Below are 22,163 nucleotides of genomic sequence, written 5' to 3' on the forward strand. Positions count from 1 at the left end.
CATCATGCAGAACCTGATCTCCCTGATCCTGCGCCCCTATGCGGCGATCCTTTTCCTCGAAAACCGCATCGCCGGCGCTCTTTTGCTGCTGCTGACCTTCGCGGAACCCACCGTAGGGATCAGCGGACTTTTCGCCCTGCTCTGCACCATCGTTTTTGCGGAGTTCGCCGGATTGCGGCACACCTATCTCGAACACGGTTTCTATCTCTACAACTCCCTGCTGGTCGGTCTGGGGATCGGTTTTCTCTTCACCCCCTCGGTGATGAGTTTTCTTTTCATCTTTCTGTTGGCGGTGCTGACCTTTCTCAGCTCCTTCAGTATCAGCACCCTTTTCGCCCGCTGGCGCATTCCACCGCTCTCCCTCCCTTTCGCGCTGGTCACAGCCCTGGCCTATCTGGCGGCGATGAATTACAACGGGCTGCTCGCCCACTTTCATAACGGTCTGGCCCATTACGCCTTCCTGGGTGACACTTCCCTGGGATCCTACCTCAGCTCGCTGGGGTCGATCTTTTTCCTCCCCAACCAGGCGGCGGGCCTGGTGATGGCTCTGATCCTGCTGGTGATCTCCCCGACCCTTTTTTCCCTCTCGCTGGCAGGATTCTATACGGGGGTGGCTACCCATGCTCTGCTCATCGGTTCCTGGAGTGCCGCCTATCACGATGTCTACGCCTTCAACTATATTCTGGTGGCAATGGCTCTGGGTGGAATCTTCCTCCTGCCCTTTTGGAGAAACTATATCTACGCCGGGATCGCCGTGGCACTGAGTGTCATCTTCGCCGATGCGACGAAGATCTTTTTCAACTACTACTCCCTCCCTGTTTTCACCCTTCCCTTCAACGCCGTCGTCATGGTCGTGCTCTTTTTGCTGGTGGTCGTCGGATACGAAGGGCTCAACAGCGCCATCAAAGCCACGCCGGAGGCTTCCCTGGCCTACTACCTGCAGACCCTCTTCCGCTTCGGGCCCAAGGTCCCCAACATCGCCCTCCCCTTCAGCGGCCGATGGAACGTCTATCAGGGATTTGACGGCGAATGGACCCACAAGGGCGCATGGCGCTACGCCTACGACTTCATTGTCCTGAGAAACGGCTCCAGCTACCGGACTACCGGAGACTATCCCGAGGATTACCACTGCTTCGGCGAGAGTGTCCTCTCTCCGGTCAACGGCTATGTCGTCGCCCTCCTCTCCGATCTGCCCGACAACCCCATCGGCACCGTCGATCGGATCAACAACTGGGGCAACTACATCATCCTCCAGAGTCTCGACGGGCACTACATCGAAATCAGCCATCTGATGCAGCACTCGATCCTTCCCAAAGTCGGGGAGTATGTGCGCCTGGGACAGGTCATCGCCAAATGCGGGAACAGCGGCTACTCTCCCCAGCCCCATCTCCATATCCAGGTGCAGCGTACCGGGATCCTGGGCAGTGAGACCGTTCCCTTCCGCTTCGTCCTCTACCGTCAGGCATCCCGGATACTTTTTCACGCGCTTCCCCACACAGGTGAGGAGGTCGAAGCGCTCCTTCCGACCCAGAATATGCAGATGCAGTTCTCCTTCGTCCTCGACGAGCGTTTTGTCTACGAGCGTTTCGTGGAGGGGCAGCCCTCCGGCACGGTCCGCTGGCAGGTCGCGATGAACCATCTGGGAGAATTCTATCTCAGTGACGGCGACAACCGGCTCTTTTTCTATACGGCGCCGACCTTTTTCTACTTCTATCATTACGAGGGGAATCCCGACAGTGAACTCGCCCAACTCTTCAAACTGGCTCCCCGGATCCCCCTGAGTATGGTCTCCTCCGCCAGCTTCCGGGATGCCCTCCCCATCTACCTGCTCGAATCCCGCCTCAAACGGATCTGGATTATGATGATCGCCTCTTTCCGGCCCGAATATTACCGTCGGGAATTCGACTATACGATGGAGCGATTCAGCCTCAACTCCGAATTCGGGCAAGTCACTTTCGCCGTCAACCAAAAAGGCTTCGATGAGATACGATACGGTAATATTTTGTTAAAAAAGCAGTGCGAATGAGACGATTGATCCCGATTCTTTTCCTTTTGAGTGTGCTTCTGTGGGGAGCTGCATCACCCGGGAACGAAGCGATCTCCCGGGCTTACCGAAACTCCTACACCCTCGAAAGCCAGGGGAAGTACCGCAAAGCCCTTGAAGTTTTTCAGCCCCTGGAGCCCACGCTGAAACATCAATACGGCTACAATCTTCGGATGGCCTGGCTCTACTCCCTGGCAGGCGACTACAAGAAGGCAGTACGCTACTACACCAAGGCTTCACTCATCAAGCCCGACTCCTTCGAACCGCGCCTGGGACTCGCCAGAGTCTATCTCCCGCTGCACAAACCCTCCCTCGCCGAGATCAACGCCAAAATCGTCCTGGAGAAAGATCCGCTGAACTATTATGCCAATCTCTACCTGGCTCGAACCCTCCTGGCACTTCATCAAAAAGATGCGGCCCGTCGCATCGTCAAACGGCTTTTGACCTACTATCCCAGTTCCCCGGAGTTTCTCCGCCTCTCTGCCCGCTTGACATCCAAGCCCAAAGCCGCGAAGCACCCGAAAATATCCCCGAAGAGCCGCTGAGCCTTAGCGCTTCCCACTCTGCCCGGCTCAGCTCCACTCGCTCAGCAAGTGTAAAAACTCTTCGCCGTAGCGCTCGAATTTCACTTCTCCGATTCCGTGAACCTCCAGCATCTCCTCCTGCGTTTGAGGGCGGTGGATCGAGAGTTCCCGCAAGGTTTTGTCGGAGAAGACCACATAGGGGGGCACTCCGTTTTCCGTAGCAATCTCTTTGCGGAGTTGGCGCAGGGCGTCGAAGAGCTCCCTGTCGTAATCGACCTCTTCTATAGGCTGGGGCTTGGGAGTTCGACGTTCCTTCTCCATACGCTCTTTGCGGATCAGGACCTCCCGCTCCCCTTTGAGGATCTGCGCACCGGTCTCGGTCAGGACCACCCCCTTGTGCTCGTTGAGGGCGATCCCTCCCAGCTCCAGCAGCCGGTCGGCCACACTGCTCCACTGCTTGCGGTCATACTCCTTGCCGATGCCGTAGACGGAGAGGGCTTCGTGTCCGTTCTCCAGAATCCTGCGGTCCCGGCTCCCCCGCAGCAGATCGATGAGATAGCCGGCGCCGAAGCGCTGCCCACTCCGCCAGGCCGCCGCCAGGAACTTTCGCGCCGCCTCGGTGATCTCCAGACGCTCCACAGCCGGAGCCAGGCAATTGTCGCAACGCTCACCGCACTCGGGCAGAGTTTCACCGAAATAATCGGCCAGGGCTTTGTGGCGGCACGCTTCGCCGCTGACCAGCCGCCAGAGCTTCTCCAGCTTTGCGTAAGCGTGGGCCTTGTAGGGGGTCTCGGGGAGCTCATCGATGAAACGGCGCTGCATCAGCAGATCCTGCGCCCCAAAGAGCAGCAGCGTCTCCGCCTCCAACCCGTCCCGCCCCGCCCGGCCGATCTCCTGATAGTAGTTCTCCACACTCTTGGGCAGGCTCATATGGGCTACGTAGCGGATGTTGCTCTTGTCGATCCCCATCCCGAAAGCCACCGTCGCTACCACCGTCTCGATCTTGTCGGCGACGAATTCCTCGTAGACCCGCCGGCGCTCCTCGGCGCTCAGCCCCGCGTGAAAAGTGGCGGCGGAGTATCCCTTGGCCCGCAGATGATCCGCCAGGGATTCGGTCTGCTTCCTCGAAAGGGTATAGACGATCCCCGACTCTCCCTTGTGGGCCGAGAGCAGATCGAGCAGCTGAGCCCGGCCGTCTCCCACCCGGTGACGGGCACTGACGGTGAGATTCTCCCTGTAGAGACTTCCCCGCACCCGTACGGGATCTCTGAGCCCGAGTTGGGAAGCGATGTCGGCCTCCACCTCCCGGGTGGCCGTAGCGGTAAAGGCGGCGATGGGCACCTGGGGATAACGCTCCCGCAGCAGGGAGAGACGGCGGTAATCCTCCCGAAATTCGTGCCCCCACTCACTCACGCAGTGAGCTTCATCGATGACGAAAAAGTTGATGGGAAGGGTGGAGAGAAGTTGGGAAAAGAAGTCATTGTTCAGACGCTCCGGGGCTACATAGAGGAGCTTCAGCTCCCCCCGCCGCAGCCGACGCACCGTCTCCTGCTGCTCTTCGAAGCTCTGCATCGATCCCAGCATCGCCGCGGGGATCCCCATCTCCAGCAGCGCCGTGACTTGATCGTGCATTAGTGCTAGCAGCGGAGAGACGACGATGGTCACTCCCGGCATCATCAGCGTGGGCAGCTGATAGCAGAGCGACTTCCCGCCTCCCGTGGGCAGGATCATCAGCAGATCCCGCCTGGAGAGAATCGCATCCACCGCCTCCTCCTGCAAAGGACGGAACCCCTGATGACCGAAATGACGTTTGAGGATCTCAAGCTTGTTCATAGATGGAAGTGTAGCGGGATTTTTTCAGGAGAAAGAGGAAAATTTCCAAATGACAGGCGGGGGTGGTCATTAGATAATTGTAGCGTTGCGAAGCAACGCATACCGAAACCATTCACCATTAATTATTCATCATTCATCACTCCCCGTCATTCGGTTTCCCCCGCTTTTTCCAATACCCCGCCTCGGGACTCCCCTCACGCTCCAACATCAGCCCATAGTTCCAGGCCCCCTCCCGGCTGCCGTTGATTGCCGATTCACGGTACCAGCGCTTCGCCAAGGTCGCGTTGCGCTCGACCCCTTCGCCCTGCTGATAGAGCCAGCCCAGGTGAAACTGCGCCGCGGCGTGGCCCAGTTTGGCGGCCTGCCGGTAATAATGAAATGCTTTGGAGAGGTCTTTGGGGACCCCTTTGCCCTTGTAGTAGTGATTGGCCAGGTTGTAGGCGGCTTTGGCGATCCCCTTGGCGGCGGCCCGCTCGTAATAGCCGCGGGCTTTGTCGAAATCCGGCGTGACCCCGTAGCCCCTGTCCCAGACCACCCCTAGGTTGTAAAGAGCATAGCCCTGCCCCTGGGCAGCCGCCTTTTCATACCAATGGCGTGCCTCTTCGAGATCCTTGTAGATCCCCTCCCCTTTGGAGAACATCACCCCCATATCGTATTGGGCATCGGCATAACCCTGTTCTGCCGCTTTGCGGTACCACTCCACCGCCCGGTTTTTATCCATCAGCCGGATCGAACCCATATCGTAGAGCAGCCCCAGATAGAACTGCGCTCTGGCATCCCCCGCCCTGGCAGCCGGAAGCAGTAATTTATAGGAGCGGTCAAACTTTTTCGCCTTGAAAAGCCGAACCCCCTCATCCACCTGCCCCTTATCCACTCCGGCAGCCAAAAGCCAGACACTCAGAAAAAATCCCGCAATCAAATATTTTCTCATTATTAGCCCTGTAATTGGTGTACTGGTATATTGGTTATTGGAAAGATTCCTCAATCCAAAATCCAAAATTCTCAACGCTCAACGCTCAATTCTCAAACGGTACATAATGATCGCCCCCGCCGTCGCCACATTGAAACTCTTGATCCCCGGTTCCATCTCGATCTGCAGTACCGCGTCGCACTTTTCGAGCACTTCTTCGGGCACCCCCTCCTCCTCATTACCCAAAATCAGCGCCCAGCGCTTCGGAACGGGCCCGAACCTCGCCAGAGGCACCGCTTCGGGTGTCGCTTCCGCCGCCAGGAGGGTATAGCCCAGCTCACGCAGTCGCTCCATCGTCTGCAAAATATCCTCATAGCAGTGGACCTTCAGGCGGGTCACGTGCCCGGTGCTCACCCGGATGGCCCGGCGTCCGTAGGGGTGGGGCCCGGAGCTCGGCACCACGTAGCCCCCGACACCCAGCGCCGCGGCGGAGCGGGCGATCGCCCCGACATTCTCCAGATTATTGAGCCGGGTGAGCATCACCACCCGATCGGGCAACTCTTCCAGGGGGACATTGGTCGGGCGCTTCAGATGGGCCATCACGTTGTGATGGATGGAGTGACCGACGATTCGCTCCAGCAGCTCACGGGAGCCCAGATAGACCTTGGGAACCCCCGCCGCCTCGATCCGTTCACGCTCTTTTTCCAAATACTCCGGGGTGCAAAGCAAACTCTTGAACTCCAACCCGCTCCCGAGCAGCTGCCCCACTACCCGCGGGGAGTCGGCGACGAAACTGCCGTCTTTGTCGAAAAGGTTGCCACGAAGGGTGGCATAGGGCCGCAATTCGGGTAATTCCAACGTCTCGAGTTCAATGATCTCCAAAGCCGACTCCTGGGTTTTCTGAAATGGTAACCAAAAAATATCGCTTGCACATCCATAAAGGAAAGATATGATTCGAATCTCTATTGCATCTATACAGACATACCGAAATATTTTTCAATGCGATACTTTCCAGTCTTGAGTCTGAGTATATTGGTATATGAATGAGGGGGAAGAGCGCTGAGTTTTACTCAGCTGCGATCTTTTCAATATAGCGATCTGTAGTCTGCATTACGGCAAGTAATTTTTTGCCATATTCCAATACTTCATCAAAAACTTCGGTAAGCTCATCCTCGATATACTCGTGGACGATGGTATTGCGAATATCCTTCATCAATCGCAGCTCATCGACGCTTTCGATGAGCCCCCGTTTATGCGCCCGATTGACGACATCGACCAAAGTTCCCTGAGCTTCGAATTCATAGGCATCGATGGTCCGAAAGATCTTTCGGACAAGGAAATCGATACTCCGGGCATACCGGCTGCAGAGAGTTTCAAACTTCCCGAACTCTTCGATGCTGTACTCGGCTTTAATCCCTATCGCACCACACTCATCCAAAGAGAGTTCCAGCCATCGCATCTGTTTTTGAAGCAGCTCCCGATCACGTAAAAGTTTCGTTCGTATCATAAAGGAACAGCCCCCTCTCTAGCAATGGTGATAAAAGGATCGTCTACTTTTCCGTTATCCAGAACGATATCGATTTTCTGTTCTCCAAAATGTTTGCAAAATTCGATACGAAGCTTTCGAAGATCCTTTTTGCTCAGCCGCTTATCCACTACCAGCAGGTCGATATCCCCGCCCCGTTTCCTATCGTCTACCCTGCTGCCAAAAAGGTAGAGTTCCGCCTCTTTGGACATCTCGGCAAGAGTACGTTTCAGGAGCTTTCTCTCTTCTTTGGACAGTCTCATATTTGTATTGTAACATTTTGCTTATCGCGACGCTTGGCCCCCCACTCGCCGGAGCCGTCCCTTCCACGCCTTCCAAAACTGCCGGGCGGTGCGGCCGCTTCGGGAAGCCCGTTCCTGGGCGAAACGCAGGGCTTCTCGATGCAGGGCTTCCCGATCGATCTCCTCCCCTTTGAAGTAGTGATCCACCACAGCGAGATACTCTTCCTGATTCAAGGGGTAGAAAGCCAGCCAAAGGCCGAATCGATCCGCCAGGGAGATCTTCTCCTCTACCGAATCGGTGTAGTGAATTTCACCCTCTCGTATGATCGTAGCTTCATTTTCTCTCTGATACTCGGGGACGAGATGGCGGCGGTTGGAGGTGGCATAGACCAAGAGATTATCGGGCGAGGGTTCGATGGAACCTTCCATCGCGCTCTTGAGGTAGGTATAGATATTCTCCCCTTCACCGAAGGTCAAATCATCGAGAAAGAGGATGAAGCGCCAGGGCTCACCCCGGATCTCGTCGAGCACATCGGGGAGATGACGCAGATCCTCTTTGAAAAACTCGATCACCCGCAACCCTCGGTCGGCATAGGCGTTGAGCAGGGCTTTGACCAGGGAGGATTTGCCCGTGCCCCGACTACCCCAGAGCAGGACGTTCTCCGCCTCTTCTCCCCGGAGGAAAGCCTCGGTATTCTCGATGAGGCGGCGTTTCTGCTCCCCAATCCCCACCAGCGCATCCAGAGTGATCGGATCGAGAGTATCTATGCCTTTGAGCCGTCCAAGAGAGGGACGGAAAACGGCTGCTTTTTTCCTCTGCCAATCGACCATCGTCTTTCCTTTTACTGTGATCAAAAGAGTACACTCGATCTATATAGCTTATCGTAAATAAAATGGAGAAGAGAAAGAGGAGAATGTGTTTGGAAAGAAAAATAGAATGAGGCGTAAGCCTCGGCGGGGACTTAGTGGCCGCAGCCGCAGCTGCCGTCGGTACAACCGCCGCCGACTTGACCGGTCTGGGCTTCGGTATCGGTAGCGGGGCGCGCTTCGGTAACGGTGACGTCAAACTCCAGGTCTTTGCCTGCGAGGGGGTGGTTGAAGTCGATGGTGACGGTGTTGTCATCGAAATCGACGACGGTAACCTGAACGGTCTGGCCGTCTTCGCCCTGACCGTAGAGTGCCATCCCTTTTTTCAGATCGATCCCTTCGAACTGTTCGCGGGGCAGGGTCTGCTTCGCTTCGGGATTGACTTCGCCGTAGGCTTCGGCGGCGGGGACGACGATCTTCTTGCTTTCGCCCTCTTTCATACCGACCAGTGCTTTCTCCAGACCGGGGATGATTTGCCCCTTGCCGGTGATGAACTCGAGAGGCTGTGCCCCCTTGTTGCTGTCGATGACGGTATCGGTACCGGCCTCTTTGACTTCGTACTCGATGCCGACGACGCTGTTTTCGTTTTCAATTGCCATAAAAATGTCCTTTGTATAATTTTGCGTCATTGTAACCAAGCAAAGTTAACCGGAGCTTTCAACTCCGGTTTATTTAAGATGTTTTTTCGCCACACGGGCGCTGGGAGTCCCCGGATAGCCGTCGACGATCGCCTGGAAGAAGTTTCTGGCCTGGGCTTTGTCCCCGGTACGCTCCAGGGCGATACCGGTATGCAGCAGCAGCCGGTCCATATAGGCGGCGTTCTCATCGAGCTCGGCACTCTTTTGGTAGTAGCGGATCGCGTCGTCATTCTTGCCGGTACGGTAGGCGATCTCCCCCAGATAGAAGTTGACCGCCGCCGGTTTGTATTTGCGCCCGGCCAGGATGTCGAAACGCCGCTTGGCCTCGGCATAGCGTTTCTGGTTGATCAGCCTCACCCCGCGACTGAAGAGAGCCGAGGAGCCGGCCTTCAGGAGCGGATCTTTTTTGGAAGCGGCTGTTTGCGTTGTTTTGGCGGCTTGGGCTTTCTGCCCCGAAGAGCCGGTGGAGCTCTGAGCGGGCTTTCGGCGGGTCGTGCTTTGGCGCGCAGGGTTTTTCTCGAGGCGGGCCAATCGAGCTTCCAGTGAATCCAATCGCTTGGCAAGGAGTTGTTCACTTCCGTCACTCTTCGATTTCCTGGAGAGAAGGTTGATCTGCTGATTGAGGCTCGAAACCATACTGCGCAAACCGTCGACCTCCTCCTGGAGGCGGTTGACCTGCTGACGCAGGGAGAGAATCGTCTTTTTGTTCTGCGTAGCGAGGGAGCTGCCGCCGTATCCTCCTCCGTAGACGGAAGGTTCGGCCCAAAGCAGGGTCGCCCCCAACAACGCCAGGGTCAAAATCAGTGCCGAACGTTTCACGATCTCACTCCTCAGTTAAAGTTTACCAGTCGATCGACTGGATGCGGTGCTCTCCCAGGGGGAAGAGGATGCTCAGATCGGTCTGCAGGCCGATGTAGCCGATGGAATTGCCCGCTTCGCTGCGCTTGATATAGAGCACGGTATTCCCGTCGTTGGAGAAGCGGGGGAACTGGTTGATCCCGCCGCTGGTCAGCGGCCGGGTATAGTCGCCGTCGGTCGTCGTCAGATAGAGGTTGAAAGCTTTGCCGAAACTGCTCTTCTCTTTGCTCGAATAGACCACTTTGTTGTCGAAGGCATCGCAGGAATCGTTGTTGCTTCCGTGGAAGACCAGTTGGGTGATGGGGCCGCCCGCGAGGGGTTTTTTGAAGATATTGGCATAGCCCAGTCGGTTGGAGACGAAGACCATACTCCGTTCCTTGTCGGCATATTTGCCTCCCACATCGATCCCGCTGTAGGTGGTGAGCTGACGTTTCTCGCCGGTGGCGACATTGTATTCGTAGATATCGGGTTGGCCGGAAGGGGCCATCGTCAGTAGCAGTCGCTTGCCGTCCCGGCTGACGTCGGAGCAGACCAACATCCCCTGGGAATCGAGGATCCGTGTCCGCTGCCCCGTCGTCAGATCGAGGCGATAGAGCGTAGGAAGTTTGCCGCTGTAGTCGGTGTAGTAGATCGTCCGCTGCTTCGCGTCGCCCCAGACGGGAAAGATATTGAGCCCGCCCCGGATGATCGGCTTGATGTAGGTGAAGGTGTAATCGGCCAGGACCACTTCGCTCTCCCGGCGGCCGGTGTAGCGGGCGAAAAGCACATAGCGGTTGAGCCAATCGACCGGCGTGAAGCCCATCGCGGCATTCAGATCGGTCACCGCCCGGTGAATGAGGAAAGGATAGCGGGCCTGAGAGCCGATGCTGTATTTGCGCTCGAAGACCAGGGAAGAGTCTCCCCCTTTGAGGACTTTAACATCGAGGCTCACCCCATTGCCGGACTCACTGATGCGGTATTTAAGCAGATACTCCATCGCGCGCAGATCGGGGTTGAGGATCGGCCCGTTGAAGCTCCCGTCGTGGTAGAGGCCGTCGGGGCGATAGTGGCCCGTGATCTTCAGATCGGCCGTAAAGATCTCATAACTCTTCCGGCCCAGAGGCATCCCCGGGTCGGAGCTGTCTATGACGGCGATCTTGGCACGCTGATCCACATTCTTCTCGATCTTGAGCGTCGCATCCACGGCAAAAAGATAGCAGGAGAGCAGGAGCGTCAACAGAAGGCGCATGGAGTTCCTTTCACCCATCGGTCATCGTATGATCCGGTTTTTCCTTTGATTGTATCGGAGAGGGACTGAAATGTATATTAAATAGTATGATTAAGGGGAATGCGTGGTTTTTTAAGCGATCGGGAAGAGCCCGCCCCGACTCAGGAGTGGTAGTTGGGGCTCTCTTTGGTGATGGTGACGTCGTGGACATGGGACTCTTTGAGCCCGGCGCTGGTGATCTCCACGAACTCCGCCCGTTCCCAGAAGGTGGGGATGTCTTTGGCTCCGCAGTAGCCCATAGAGGAGCGCAGCCCTCCGGTCATCTGATGGATCACATCGGCGATGCGCCCGCGGTAGGGGACCCGCCCCTCGATCCCCTCGGGGACCAGTTTGTCCGCGGCGGTGCCTTCCTGGAAGTAGCGGTCCGTACTTCCTTTTGTCATCGCACCGATGGAACCCATCCCCCGATACTCTTTGAATTGGCGGCCGTTGTAGATGATCATTTCACCGGGAGCTTCATAGGTCCCCGCCAGGGCGCTGCCCAGCATGACCGAACTGGCCCCCACCGCCAGGGCTTTGGCGATATCGCCGGAGTATTTGATCCCTCCGTCGGCGATGACGGGAACGCCCATCGGATTAGCCACCTGGGCCACCTCGTCGATAGCGCTGATCTGGGGCACGCCGACTCCTGCGACGATCCGGGTGGTACAGATGGAACCGGGCCCGATACCCACTTTGACCGCATCGGCGCCCGCTTCGATGAGATCGGCGGCGGCGGCACCTGTGGCGATGTTCCCCGCGATCACATCCACATCGAGCTCCGCTTTGATCATCTTGAGGGTATCGATGATCCCCTGGGAGTGGCCGTGGGCCGAGTCGAGGACGATCACATCCACTCCGGCTTCCACCAGCGCTTTGGCCCGGTCGAGCTGCCCGACCCCAATGGCGGCGCCGACGCGCAGGCGGCCGAACTCATCCTTGTTGGCGTTGGGATACTGCTCGCGCTTCTCGATATCTTTGATGGTGATCAGCCCGGTGAGGATGCCGTTCTCATCCACGATGGGAAGCTTCTCGATCTTGTGCTCCTGGAGCACTTTGGCTGCTTCGTCGAGGGAAGTACCCTTCTTGGCGGTCACCAGAGGCATGGGGGTCATCACATCCCTGACCTTGAGGCTCTTGTCGGTGATGAAGCGCATATCACGGTTGGTGATGATCCCCAGAAGCTTGCGGTTCTCATCCACCACGGGAACCCCGGAGATCCGGTATTCGGCCATCATCGCGTCGGCATCGGCCACCGTCGCGTCGGGCCCGATGAAGATGGGGTCGATGATGATCCCGCTTTCGCTCTTTTTGACCTTCTTGACTTCAAACGCCTGGGTGGCGATATCCATATTTTTGTGAATGATCCCGATCCCGCCCAGACGGGCCATAGCGATGGCGGCCCGATGCTCGGTGACGGTATCCATCGCTGCCGAGACGATGGGGACATTGAGCCCGACCCGGCGGGTGAGACGGCTTTTGAGGGAAACCTCTTTGGGCAGGACGGTAGAGTGCTGGGGTACCAGCAGGACATCTTCGAAAGTCAGAGCGCGCATTTTGATTCGCATGGGGTTCTCCTTGGGTTAGTGGCTGTAGTTGACCGCACGTTCCAGGCTGGCGGCACCGTCAAAAAGGGTCTTCTCGTCAAAGGCTTTGGCCAGCAGCTGCAATCCGACCGGCATCCCGGTTTCGCTGTCCTTCATAACGGGCAGGCTCAATCCGGGCAGGCCCACCAGGTTGACGGCGATGGTGTACATATCGCTCTTGTACATCTCCAGGGGATCGGCCAGGGCCCCCAGTTTGGGAGCGACGGAGGGGGCGACCGGCGAAAGGATCAAATCCGCCTCGGCGAAGATCTTGTTGAATTCGTCCCGGATCAGGTGGCGGACCTTCTGGGCTTTGAGGTAATAGGCGTCATAGTAGCCGGAGCTGAGGACGAAGTTGCCCAGCAAAATCCGGCGCTTGACCTCTTCGCCGAAGCCTTCACTGCGGGTGCGGAAGTAGAGATCCTCCAGGTTTTTCGGATCGTCGCAGCGGCGCCCGTAGCGCACCCCGTCGTAGCGGGCCAGGTTGGTCGCCGCTTCGGCGGTGGCGACGATGTAGTAGGTGGCGATGTCGTATTTGGTGTTGGAGAGCTCTTTGTGGACAATGGTATGCCCCTCGGCCTCCAGAGCCTTGAGCGCCTCTTCGTGGGCCCGCTGTACCGCCGGGGAAGCTTCGGCGACGTAGTTGTCGATCACCGCGATCGTGAGCTTGCGGTCGGGATCGATCTGCCCGTAGATCGGCTCTTTTTCAAACTCGGCGCTGGTGGAGTCCCTGGGATCGTGACCCTTGATAGCGTCGTAGAGAATCGCCGCATCCTCCACATTTTGGGTAATGGGCCCGATCTGGTCCAGGCTGGAGGCGTAGGCGCCCAATCCGTAGCGGCTCACCCGGCCGTAGGTAGGTTTGAAGCCCACCACACCGCAATAGGCGGCGGGCTGGCGGATGGAACCGCCGGTATCGCTCCCCAGGGCCGCGATGGCTTCGCCGGCTGCTACCGCCGCGGCGGAACCGCCCGAGGAGCCCCCGGGCACCCGGCTTGTATCGTGGGGGTTGAGGGTGGGGCCGTAGACGCTGCTCTCGGTCGTAGAACCCATAGCAAACTCGTCCATATTGGCCCGGCCGAAAGGGGCCATCCCCGCCGCCCGAAGATTCTCCACCACGGTCGCGTCATAGGGGGCCACATAGCCCTGGAGGATCTTCGAGGCGCAGGTGACATTCCACCCTTTGACCTGGATATTGTCTTTGAGGAGGATGGGAACCCCCTCCCCCGCTTCGTCAAAGGCGATGACGGCGTTGAGGCCACCACTTTCGGCCTTGCGCCGCAGCTCCTGTCGGATCTCCGCCAACTCCTGGGGTGATTTGATCAATGCTTCTTTGAGGGTTATCACGTGGCCGTCCTGCTCGGATAGATGTAGTCGCAGATTATAGCCAAAAAGAGGTTTGGGAGGGATTGAAAACGGTAGAAACGAGAACTTTTTGCCCTTTCAAAACCTCCCCGGACCGAAGAGCAGCGAAGCTGCCGGCTTCGCTGCTCTTTGCTGCGCCGGGGTGATATGCGGTGTGTGGCCACCGTAGCCGAAATCGACCAGCGACGGCGCGCCGGGAGAGCCGAAAGGTCCCGTTCGGACATATCCGAAAGGCACCTCATCACTCATGTAGACCACCCCACCCGTGGTCCTATCGATGATCTCAGCCACATCGATCACCTTTCCGCTCGGGAGGCGGATACCAGAGCGAAATCTAAGCACCGTATCGTGAACACACTTTGCCGTCGTTTGAATTTGTGCCGGGGTCAATCCGATGGAGAGGGGCTGCATCCTCGTCAGATAGAGATCGATCAGGTCTTTGTCCACTTTTACAAGCACTCCCCCAATATTGAGGTAGGCAATCCTCGGATCGAGGGTCAAGAAGGTGAGTTTTCTGCCGAGAAGGATAAAGTTTTTGGGGACCTCGGCATACCAGATCTGAGATACAGGCATCCGGGTATTTTGAAACTCGATCCCATAAAGCCTTTTCCCATCCACGGGCTGCTCCCCAAGATAGAGGGCGAGGGTTCCGTCGTTGTATTTGGCCCAAGTGCCGGGTTTGAGGGCTTCAAAACTCTTTTTAACGATGCGGTTTTGCAGATCGTGAAGCTTCATCATGGTCTCCAGACATTGCTGATCATTCTGTACCGCAAAGAGTATCGACACCAAGCTCAGTAACCATAAGAGCACTCTTCTCATCTCCATCCTCCTATCATTTCAATTTCCGTGCTATTTCAACACTTCGATCTTCGGGCACCCTTCTTCTGAAAAGTTGATCCGATTGCCGTTGGATATAGCATACCAGCCCGGCACCCTTTTCCTTTTCGGACAAATCTTTTGCAAATGGCCCGCGCCGTCCTCTCTCACGAAACATTCGGGGATCACCTCTTCCTTTGGACAACCCTTCGGCAAGTAGTAGATACTCTTGCCTCCACGTGCGACGCGGCCGATCGCTTCGATATCGGCGGGACTGAGCCCCTGCAGATATTTCACGTCTCTCAAACGCTTCAGAATAACCGGCAGCTTCAATCCCGGATCGACATAGATAGAGCGCGTCTCTTCACTATAGACATCCATATCGTGGTTCTCGGAAGGATCTTCCGGGAAGCGGGCTCCGGGGAGGACCCGGCCCAGAAGCTCATTGATACGATGAAGGCTCGCCTTGGCCTGCCCGGCCGAGGCGAATCCCCATTTTTTACCGATGGCTTCCGTCTTTAGTACGAAACGCCAGGGCCTGGGCCAGCGCAGCTCCCACTTGATGAATTCGGGATCCTCGCAGCTTGCGTTGGAATCCCGCTTGAGCTCCGTCTCTTTCAAAAGATCCCTGTCCATCTCCGGATCGAGGCAGCGCTCCTGACAGATCACCCTGGAATAGAATTCACGGTCAAGTCGCCGCTGCAGGCGATCATCTTCGGGATCGACCCCTTTATTTCGACACTCATCAAAACTCTCCCAAGTCTGGGCGCACTTTTTATTTTTGAACCAGGGACGCAGATCGACACTGCTTGTGATACTCACAACCTTCGAGGATTGGGATGCTTCTATCGCAATATGTGGAATCTTGTCGATCTGATCGATACGGATCATCCGTAAACCGAACTCCTTTCGAAGATTTTCTATCCAATCTCTGGGAGGCTGCTGAAGGGTGACTCCCTTTTTGTTGAGGAAAACACCTACGATTTCGGGGATCGGCACGCAGCCCAGAAGCCCTACGCTCATTCCCGCCAGGAGACAGAGGCTCACAAATGCTCTCATCGAATCAACCGGATCTCTACCCGGCGGTTTTTGGCCCGGCCCTCTTCTGTGGCGTTGTCGGCGATGGGGTTGGCTTTGCCCTTCCCGACGATCTTGAAGAGTTTGGGATCGACCTTTCCGCAATCCATCAGATAATCCGCCACCGACTGGGCCCGTTGCAGAGAAAGGCGCAGGTTGTAGGCGTCGGTGCCGATATTGTCGGTATAGCCGGTGACGACGATCTGCCGGGCGGGATGGGAGCGGATATAGTCCGCCACCACATCGAGGGCCTTTTTGGCCTCGGGTTTGAGGATGAATTTATTGAAGTCAAAAAGGACCTTCTCAGGGACCGTCAGCATCGACCCCTCACTCGTCTTGCGCACAATAATCCCTACCTGTTCGGGGGTGGGTTTCGCCTCGGCTTTCGTGTACTTCGCCACCCGAAGATCGCTGATCAGATACCCGTAGGGATCCGCCCGAAACCGATGTTCGAAACCGAAACCCGTCACACCCTTTCCCTTTTCCAGCTTCCACGGGATCGCTACGGCACGTTTCCCGTTGATATAAAAGCGCATTTGCCCCCTTCGTACCTGCAAAGCGACATGCTGGGGTTTCTCATAGCAATCTTTTATTTTTTTCAAGAATCCTACGCCCTCCAAATTGACCCCACATTGGTAAAAGGTCAACTTGCTTTTTGGGATCACTTTCTTGTCCCAGCCCTTCTCATCGTTCTCATAGAGGAAGAAATTGAATTCACCTGCGTCTCGGGGAACGACATTGAAGTCGATGGAGAAATCTCCCGCACCCAGATCGATCTTTTTGCCTAGCTCCATACCGGCGGCCGCGGAATTGGCAACCCAGATGTGATTGTTGAATTTCACGCACTCCACTGCTCCGTCGATCTTGTTGAACCCTTCGGGGATCTCCCCCACCGGACAATTCCTGAAATCGTTCCGGTAGAGGACCTTGTCCCCAGGAGCAAAAGGACGGGATGTTCCCGTCACCAATCCACCGGCCAGAATTAACGCGGAAAATAAGGATATTCCGACGAAAAGCCGAACAACTCTTCTCATTTTGCCCTCCTTTCCACTTAACTTCTTTTATTACTTTTATATTATACCACTAGTCTATAATCTTCAAACAAATCTTTGATTTATCGATATATGCAAACAAGACACTTAACCCAAATCATTTTGGGAAGCAGGGAAATATGCTATCTTCGAGACCCTACTGATTTCAAAAGGAGAAGAAGATCGAAAAGACCGTTTTGATCACCGGAGCCTACAGCGGTATGGGGCGTGTCACGGCCCAGTACCTGGCCGAGTGCGGTTACCGCGTCTATGCCACTAGCCGCGATCCCGAAAGACTCCGGGCCGAGTTTGAAAAATCGGAGCTTTCCGATCCTCCCCGTGTCGTAGCGATGGACCTGCACTCCAAAAGCTCGGTAGCGCAAGCGGTGGAGACGATCCTGCAGGAGAACAAGGGCATCGACGTGCTGGTCAACAACGCCGGCTACGGGCTGGTAGCCACCGTGGAGGAGGCGGAGGAAGAGGAGATTATAGAGCAGTTTCAGATCAACCTTTTCGGTCTGCTGCGGGTGACCCGGCAGGTCATCCCGGTGATGCGCCGACGGCAAAGCGGCGTCATCGTCAATATCAGCTCCTTTCTCGGGCGGGTGGGTTTGCCCCTGCTGACCTTTTACAACGCCAGCAAATACGCCGTGGAGGGGGTGACTGATTCCCTGCGTTTGGAGCTGGCGCCCGCGGGGATCCGGGTCCATTCGGTGATGCCGGGCTTTTTCAGCACCCAGTTCGCCCGCAAAAACCTCAAAGTCAACGCCAAGATCCAAAGTGAAACGAGCCCCTACGCTCCCCTCTCCCGACAATTGGCCCCGAGAATCGTCGAAGAGATCAACCACGGCAACGACCCGATGGAAGTGGCACACGCCATCCGCTACCTCATCGAGACCGAGGAAGCCCCCGCACGGGTCGCAGTGGGAGAGATCGCCAAAAAGTTTCTCGCGATGCGTCGGGAGCTCAACGATGCCGAGTATGAACAGCGGGTGCGGGACAGCTATGGATTTTAAGAGAGGTGCACGGTGAGGAGCCTTTTTTTCGGGGCCCAGGAGCGGCGCTGCCTCGTCAGCGACCTCGAAAAAGGCCCAGGAAGGCTCATCCGCCGGTTCGACATCTCCAACGGACTGGTCTGTCTGGAAGCCTCGCTAGAGGGGGAAGAGAATCCGGGCTTTTGCAAAGCGGTCAGCGGGATCGACCGGATGCTGGCCTTTCTCTTTGTCTTCAAAGGCCGGCTCGATCTCCAGGAACGCCGCGAGGCCCGATCGCTCAGTCTCAAGGCAGCAGAGAGTGCCATCGTGCTCAGCTCCCGTCAGGATCTGCTCGTCCAAAGCCCCGCCAAGCACCCGATGCACGCTTTTGCCCTCTTTGTGGGCGACTTCTTCATCCGCCGCTATCTGACGCAGAACCGCCGGGAGCCCATCGACCGCCTCTACACCCGATTGGCCGCCGGCGTCCCCTTTGAGCTGATCCACCGTCGCCCCGTGGATGCGCTTAGCGAATACCTCATCCGCCACATTCGCGCCTCCAGCCGCAAAAGCACGCTGAGCAACATCGCCACGGAACACCGGGCCCTCGAACTGCTGATCCATCAACTGGGGATGATCGAGTGGGAAGATCCCGCCGAGCTCAGCGAAGAGGAGCGGCTCATCACCGACCGGGCCAAGGCTGTGCTCCTGCAGCGCTACACCGAGGCGCTGACCATCCCGGAGCTGGCCCGGCTGGTGCGCAGCAACGACTTCAAACTCAAACGGGCCTTCAAAAAACGTTTCGGCACGACGATCCACAGCTATGTACAAAGCCTGCGCCTCAAAGAGGCCAACCGGCTCCTGCGGGATCGGATGATGAGCGTATCAGAGGTAGCCCGGGCGGTGGGGTATCGCCATCCGGGCCATTTCAGCGCCCTCTTTTTCGAGCGCTTCGGCATCTATCCCGGTGATCTGCTCAAAAATCCCTTTCGTGACGGTGAAAAATCCCGATTGTGACTAAAATGCATTGAACTAACGCTCCTTGCACTCTATAATCGAAGAGAATCCTATCGAGCAAGGAGCGAAAAATGAAAGCTTTGCTGATCTCTTTGGCCATCTTTGCCGGAATCTTTTCCCTCCCCTCCTTTTTCCCGGAAAAACCGCTCAAAGTCCCTTCCGACGAAGTCCTGCGCCAAGAAGCGCTCGAAAGCGGCTATCGCCCCATCCCCAAAACCCGTGCGGGCCTGATGCGGGAGGTCAACGGCACCTACAACCCGATGACCCCCGCCAAGATCGCCCTGGGGAAAAAGCTCTTCTTCGACCCCATCCTCTCCCGAGACCGCACCGTCAGCTGCGCCAGTTGCCACATTCTCGCCGAAGGGGGCGATGATAACCGCCCGGCGGCCATCGGCTATCACGGCCGCATCAACCCCCACCACCTCAACTCTCCCACAGTGCTCAACGCCGCTTTGGAGAAATATGAGTTCTGGGACGGAAGGGTCCACACCGTCGAGGAGCAGGCGGGCGGCCCGATCCAAGCGCCTTTTGAGATGAACCTCACCCCCAAAGAGGCGGTAGCGCGGCTCAAAAAGGATCCCCAATACCGCCAAACCTTTGCCAAGGTTTTCGGCAAAGAGGGGGTCACTTTCCATAATATCCGTATGGCCATCGGAGCCTATGAGCGAACCTTGCTGACCCGAGGCGCCTTCGACGAATTCCTCGAAGGCAACACCGGCGCCCTCTCCCCGGCAGCCAAACGGGGGCTGACCCTCTTTATGCACAAAGGATGCAAAGGGTGCCACAGCGGGATGAGCGTCGGGGGGCAATTCGTCAAACGCTTTCCCCTTCGCGCCTACCTCAGCGATTATCTCGGCTTTGAGTTCACACCCAAATTCCATATGAAAAGCAGTGAATTCCCCTTCGACAATGTCGGAGATTTCCACGGACGGGGCGGCAGGGATTTCTTCCGGGTTCCGGTGCTGCGCAACATCGCCAGGACCTCCCCCTACTTCCACAACGGCGCCGTCAAGGATCTGCACGAAGCGGTGCGGATCATGAGTAAATACCAGATCGGCCACGAATTCAACAAAAAGCAGATCGAAGATGTCGTCGCCTTTTTGAAATCCCTCAGCGGGAAAATCGTGGACTACGGGTATTGAGAAGTGAAAGGAGCCCTAATGGAATACGATAGTTTAAAATCCCATTATAGATTTACGGAAGAAGAGGCGGCTATTCTCAAAGAGATGCAACCCAAAATGCGTCAAGTGGCCGATGAATTCATTGACGGGTTCTACAACTACATCTGGGGCTTTGGGAAAACGGCCGATTTCCTCAAAAATGACGAGATCATCGCCTATCATCGCAAAAAGATCAAAGAGTGGTTTCTCAATCTTTTTTGCGGGAAATACGACGTAGTCTACTTCACCGGCCTCTATAAAATCGGAGAGATCCACGTAAAGATCGGCTTGCCTACCCACTATGTCAACTCCGCGTTTACCTATGTGCGGACCTTCGTGCTGCAACATATCGAAGAGGATTTCAGCGACAAAGAACGGCATATCAAAGAGATTATGGCTGTCGAGAAGATCATCGATATGAATCTCGACGTGCTGACCAGCTCCTACCGTGAGGAGGAGCTGAGCAAATTCCTCTCTATGTCCAAATATGAACGTGAAATCCTTGGATGGCTCAAAAAATTCAGCTCCCACATCAACTTCTTTCTCGCGGGAGCGTTGGGGATCGTCGCCATCTTCTCCATCGGGCTCTTTTTGTATGATGTCTATCTGCTCTTTACCGGAGACGAGGGGATCGAAAAAGGGATTCTCAGCGTCCTAGGAAGCCTCCTGGTTCTCTGGGCCGCTATCGAGCTCATCCACGAAGAGATCCACCACCTGCAGGGAAGAGGTTTCGCCATCGGCGCGTTTATTATGCTGGCTATGGCCGCCCTGATCCGCAAGATATTGATCTATTCACTCTCGCCGGAAAAGGGTGAAGAGTTGATGATCATCGGCCTGGTGACCCTGGGACTGGCTCTCTCCTATTGGCTGGTGGGGAGGAAACGTCTATAGTCGTGTTGGAATGGTTGTTATGTTTCTCTTGATGCACCCCATCCCGTAACAGGACGGCGCCAAAAAGGTCTCTTTTGCGGCATCGACGAAAAAGATCGTGGGAAATCGGGTCGTGTAGTAGAGCTCAATCGGATAGCGGGCACCCGAATCAGCGGTGATGATGACCGGAATGTATCGCTTCTCGATGCTCTGCCGCAAAGGTTCATCGACTCCGATCCGACGGATCAATTCCCCACATTCCCGACACCCTCTTTTCACCAGAACCACCAAAAGATCTTTGTGCTGCCGAAGGGCCAAACGATGGGCCGCCGCGTAATCCCCCATCCAGGAGATACGGGCCCACAGCGGCACAACCGTCAGTAAAAGGAATAAAAAACGTCTCAGGATTAGGGGACGGTCCATCGAAGCTCTTTGATCTTCATCGGGGTCGTGAAACGCTTGTCGGCCAGGTCGATGGCTCTGAGGCACTCCTCCTTGGCCAGACGGCCGTAGAGGGTCACGGTGACCTGGTCTCCGGAACGGAGTCCCGGTATTTTGTAGTTGAGGGTGCGGATCTCCTTGCCCTGGAGATTGTTGACCTTTTCAGAGGTAGCAGGAGTGGGAATGACGATGGGATGACCGTCTTTGAAAAAATAGTAAGCGAAGTAGGCTTTGGGATCTTCGGTTGGGCTTTTTCGGTAGTTTTGCCAAATCGTTTTGCCCTTGCGTTTGACCGTGATCTTGAGATATTTGGCCCGGGCAGGCTGGATGATCATAGGATGGGGCATACGGTTTTCGAGGGTGACGGCGATTCCGCCGGGCTCTTTGGATACACTCAAACGATAGCCTGTTGCGCGGAACTTGGCATCACGGATCCCGGGGAAGCGGTGGCTGTGGTGCTCGCTGCGGTTACGATTGTTGTGCTTTTCAGCTCCGCCGGGGACCATAGGCATATGACAGCGGATGCATCCACGGCTATTGTCGGTGGGATGCATCGCCCGGAAGATCGTGACATTGTTCTCGTTGACCTTGTGGCTGTGGCATCCCATACAGACATTATCCCGGTAGATGGGACTTTTGAGGGATGAGTGTTTGTCACTCTCGTCGGGATTGTTGTAGGAGCCGAAAAGGGAGGGTTTGTACCCCTCGGCCTGCTTGGCGGGGAGATTGAGATTGAAATGATGAGCTTTTTTCACATAGGCGATGGTATGACAGAAGAAGCAGGAAACCCCATCCCTTTCTCTCACATCCCTCTCGCGGGGACGCTCCTTGCCGGAGACGAGCGCATCAATGTTGGATGCGGCCGGCATATGGCATGGAGCGCACTCGTAGGTTTTGGGATTGGAAGCGTTGGCGACTTTCCGGTGGAGTTCGTCGGTGAAATAGCTCAGATGGTGAGCCGAGTGTTCATACTCTTCGTAGATTTTCTCGTGACACTCTTTGCATTTGTGATTGGGAATATAGGGTGTAGCGGCGCCAACGGCAGTATACGAGAATAAAAGAAAAGCCAAAATTTTCAGCAGGGGATGATGCATTGGGTTTTCCTTGGAAAAGTCAAGGCATCACCCTCCCGAAGGAGAGTG

General features: G+C 56.2%; 22 protein-coding genes. 6 read left to right on the forward strand and 16 right to left on the reverse strand.

From position 1 onward, the window contains the following. Positions 1-4 precede the first annotated feature (4 nt). Together NITSA_RS07790 and NITSA_RS07795 are read left to right on the forward strand one after the other, a co-directional pair. The gene (locus NITSA_RS07790) at positions 5-2,026 is read left to right on the forward strand and encodes an urea transporter (protein WP_013554475.1); all 2,022 of its coding nucleotides are present in this window, start codon (positions 5-7) and stop codon (positions 2,024-2,026) included. Then, a complete protein-coding gene (locus NITSA_RS07795; protein ID WP_013554476.1) occupies positions 2,023-2,589 on the forward strand; it encodes a tetratricopeptide repeat protein in 567 nt (188 codons plus the stop codon). Before NITSA_RS07790 ends, NITSA_RS07795 begins: the two co-directional genes overlap by 4 nt. Before the next feature lie 27 nt (positions 2,590-2,616). Here NITSA_RS07795 and recQ read toward each other — a convergent pair whose 3' ends face one another. The 14 genes from recQ to NITSA_RS10935 form a co-directional block, all read right to left on the reverse strand. Beyond that, a complete protein-coding gene (recQ, locus tag NITSA_RS07800) occupies positions 2,617-4,401 on the reverse strand; it encodes a DNA helicase RecQ (protein ID WP_013554477.1) in 1,785 nt (594 codons plus the stop codon). 136 nt (positions 4,402-4,537) lie between these two features. Beyond that, on the reverse strand, positions 4,538-5,332 hold the full coding sequence (locus tag NITSA_RS07805; RefSeq protein ID WP_013554478.1) for a tetratricopeptide repeat protein: 795 nt from the start codon (positions 5,330-5,332) through the stop codon (positions 4,538-4,540). A 78-nt stretch (positions 5,333-5,410) separates the two neighbouring features. Next, positions 5,411-6,193 (reverse strand): TrmH family RNA methyltransferase, encoded by a 783-nt coding sequence (locus NITSA_RS07810; RefSeq protein WP_013554479.1) that lies wholly within the window; start codon positions 6,191-6,193, stop codon positions 5,411-5,413. Positions 6,194-6,377: 184 nt separating this feature from the next. Then, positions 6,378-6,818, reverse strand: a complete 441-nt coding sequence (locus tag NITSA_RS07815; protein WP_013554480.1) for a hypothetical protein — start codon at positions 6,816-6,818, stop codon at positions 6,378-6,380. Then, positions 6,815-7,099 (reverse strand): nucleotidyltransferase domain-containing protein, encoded by a 285-nt coding sequence (locus tag NITSA_RS07820; protein WP_013554481.1) that lies wholly within the window; start codon positions 7,097-7,099, stop codon positions 6,815-6,817. The genes NITSA_RS07815 and NITSA_RS07820 overlap by 4 nt, the downstream gene beginning before the upstream one ends. Before the next feature lie 21 nt (positions 7,100-7,120). After that, complete coding sequence (locus NITSA_RS07825) at positions 7,121-7,909, reverse strand: ATP-binding protein (RefSeq protein ID WP_013554482.1); 789 nt, start codon at positions 7,907-7,909, stop codon at positions 7,121-7,123. Between the two features lie 131 nt (positions 7,910-8,040). Next, complete coding sequence (locus NITSA_RS07830; protein WP_013554483.1) at positions 8,041-8,544, reverse strand: FKBP-type peptidyl-prolyl cis-trans isomerase; 504 nt, start codon at positions 8,542-8,544, stop codon at positions 8,041-8,043. Between the two features lie 69 nt (positions 8,545-8,613). After that, positions 8,614-9,402: a tetratricopeptide repeat protein gene (locus tag NITSA_RS10930; protein ID WP_013554484.1), complete on the reverse strand. Its 789-nt coding sequence runs from the start codon at positions 9,400-9,402 to the stop codon at positions 8,614-8,616. Positions 9,403-9,424: 22 nt separating this feature from the next. Further along, entirely contained in the window at positions 9,425-10,669 is a 1,245-nt protein-coding gene (gene tolB / locus NITSA_RS07840; RefSeq protein ID WP_013554485.1) for a Tol-Pal system protein TolB, read from the reverse strand. Between the two features lie 140 nt (positions 10,670-10,809). Continuing rightward, the gene (gene guaB / locus NITSA_RS07845; RefSeq protein ID WP_013554486.1) at positions 10,810-12,255 is read right to left on the reverse strand and encodes an IMP dehydrogenase; all 1,446 of its coding nucleotides are present in this window, start codon (positions 12,253-12,255) and stop codon (positions 10,810-10,812) included. 15 nt (positions 12,256-12,270) lie between these two features. After that, the gene (gene gatA / locus NITSA_RS07850; RefSeq protein WP_013554487.1) at positions 12,271-13,620 is read right to left on the reverse strand and encodes an Asp-tRNA(Asn)/Glu-tRNA(Gln) amidotransferase subunit GatA; all 1,350 of its coding nucleotides are present in this window, start codon (positions 13,618-13,620) and stop codon (positions 12,271-12,273) included. 96 nt (positions 13,621-13,716) lie between these two features. Further along, positions 13,717-14,424 (reverse strand): hypothetical protein, encoded by a 708-nt coding sequence (locus tag NITSA_RS07855; protein WP_148224963.1) that lies wholly within the window; start codon positions 14,422-14,424, stop codon positions 13,717-13,719. A 63-nt stretch (positions 14,425-14,487) separates the two neighbouring features. Beyond that, on the reverse strand, positions 14,488-15,501 hold the full coding sequence (locus NITSA_RS07860) for a hypothetical protein (protein ID WP_042203889.1): 1,014 nt from the start codon (positions 15,499-15,501) through the stop codon (positions 14,488-14,490). Between the two features lie 8 nt (positions 15,502-15,509). Further along, positions 15,510-16,565, reverse strand: a complete 1,056-nt coding sequence (locus tag NITSA_RS10935) for an OmpA family protein (protein ID WP_013554490.1) — start codon at positions 16,563-16,565, stop codon at positions 15,510-15,512. A gap of 194 nt (positions 16,566-16,759) precedes the next feature. Between NITSA_RS10935 and NITSA_RS07870 the strand changes: the two genes are divergently transcribed. From NITSA_RS07870 to NITSA_RS07885, 4 genes are all read left to right on the forward strand, one after another. Continuing rightward, positions 16,760-17,578, forward strand: coding sequence for an SDR family oxidoreductase (locus NITSA_RS07870; RefSeq protein WP_223162226.1), 819 nt, complete (start codon positions 16,760-16,762; stop codon positions 17,576-17,578). A gap of 12 nt (positions 17,579-17,590) precedes the next feature. Continuing rightward, positions 17,591-18,550: a helix-turn-helix transcriptional regulator gene (locus NITSA_RS07875; protein ID WP_013554492.1), complete on the forward strand. Its 960-nt coding sequence runs from the start codon at positions 17,591-17,593 to the stop codon at positions 18,548-18,550. A 71-nt stretch (positions 18,551-18,621) separates the two neighbouring features. Further along, positions 18,622-19,692: a cytochrome-c peroxidase gene (locus tag NITSA_RS07880; protein WP_013554493.1), complete on the forward strand. Its 1,071-nt coding sequence runs from the start codon at positions 18,622-18,624 to the stop codon at positions 19,690-19,692. Between the two features lie 18 nt (positions 19,693-19,710). Next, positions 19,711-20,601, forward strand: coding sequence for a protoglobin domain-containing protein (locus NITSA_RS07885; protein ID WP_013554494.1), 891 nt, complete (start codon positions 19,711-19,713; stop codon positions 20,599-20,601). On the opposite strand, the gene NITSA_RS07890 is transcribed toward NITSA_RS07885, so the two are convergent. Together NITSA_RS07890 and NITSA_RS07895 are read right to left on the reverse strand one after the other, a co-directional pair. Next, positions 20,596-21,003 (reverse strand): thioredoxin family protein, encoded by a 408-nt coding sequence (locus NITSA_RS07890; protein ID WP_013554495.1) that lies wholly within the window; start codon positions 21,001-21,003, stop codon positions 20,596-20,598. The genes NITSA_RS07885 and NITSA_RS07890 overlap by 6 nt on opposite strands. After that, positions 20,988-22,115 (reverse strand): multiheme c-type cytochrome, encoded by a 1,128-nt coding sequence (locus tag NITSA_RS07895; protein ID WP_013554496.1) that lies wholly within the window; start codon positions 22,113-22,115, stop codon positions 20,988-20,990. Before NITSA_RS07895 ends, NITSA_RS07890 begins: the two co-directional genes overlap by 16 nt. Positions 22,116-22,163: the final 48 nt, after the last annotated feature.

Origin of the sequence: Nitratifractor salsuginis DSM 16511 (genome assembly GCF_000186245.1) — a bacterium.
GTDB lineage: Bacteria > Campylobacterota > Campylobacteria > Campylobacterales > Sulfurovaceae > Nitratifractor > Nitratifractor salsuginis.

What these genes read in the sequence shown, in the direction of transcription:
- NITSA_RS07790 (WP_013554475.1), top strand. Translation starts at nt 5, where the DNA reads ATGCAGAACCTGATCTCCCTGATCCTGCGCCCCTATGCGGCGATCCTT.
- NITSA_RS07795 (WP_013554476.1), top strand. Translation starts at nt 2,023, where the DNA reads ATGAGACGATTGATCCCGATTCTTTTCCTTTTGAGTGTGCTTCTGTGG.
- recQ (WP_013554477.1), bottom strand. Translation starts at nt 4,401, where the DNA reads ATGAACAAGCTTGAGATCCTCAAACGTCATTTCGGTCATCAGGGGTTC.
- NITSA_RS07805 (WP_013554478.1), bottom strand. Translation starts at nt 5,332, where the DNA reads ATGAGAAAATATTTGATTGCGGGATTTTTTCTGAGTGTCTGGCTTTTG.
- NITSA_RS07815 (WP_013554480.1), bottom strand. Translation starts at nt 6,818, where the DNA reads ATGATACGAACGAAACTTTTACGTGATCGGGAGCTGCTTCAAAAACAG.
- NITSA_RS07820 (WP_013554481.1), bottom strand. Translation starts at nt 7,099, where the DNA reads ATGAGACTGTCCAAAGAAGAGAGAAAGCTCCTGAAACGTACTCTTGCC.
- NITSA_RS07825 (WP_013554482.1), bottom strand. Translation starts at nt 7,909, where the DNA reads ATGGTCGATTGGCAGAGGAAAAAAGCAGCCGTTTTCCGTCCCTCTCTT.
- NITSA_RS07830 (WP_013554483.1), bottom strand. Translation starts at nt 8,544, where the DNA reads ATGGCAATTGAAAACGAAAACAGCGTCGTCGGCATCGAGTACGAAGTC.
- tolB (WP_013554485.1), bottom strand. Translation starts at nt 10,669, where the DNA reads ATGCGCCTTCTGTTGACGCTCCTGCTCTCCTGCTATCTTTTTGCCGTG.
- guaB (WP_013554486.1), bottom strand. Translation starts at nt 12,255, where the DNA reads ATGCGAATCAAAATGCGCGCTCTGACTTTCGAAGATGTCCTGCTGGTA.
- NITSA_RS10935 (WP_013554490.1), bottom strand. Translation starts at nt 16,565, where the DNA reads ATGAGAAGAGTTGTTCGGCTTTTCGTCGGAATATCCTTATTTTCCGCG.
- NITSA_RS07880 (WP_013554493.1), top strand. Translation starts at nt 18,622, where the DNA reads ATGAAAGCTTTGCTGATCTCTTTGGCCATCTTTGCCGGAATCTTTTCC.
- NITSA_RS07885 (WP_013554494.1), top strand. Translation starts at nt 19,711, where the DNA reads ATGGAATACGATAGTTTAAAATCCCATTATAGATTTACGGAAGAAGAG.
- NITSA_RS07890 (WP_013554495.1), bottom strand. Translation starts at nt 21,003, where the DNA reads ATGGACCGTCCCCTAATCCTGAGACGTTTTTTATTCCTTTTACTGACG.
- NITSA_RS07895 (WP_013554496.1), bottom strand. Translation starts at nt 22,115, where the DNA reads ATGCATCATCCCCTGCTGAAAATTTTGGCTTTTCTTTTATTCTCGTAT.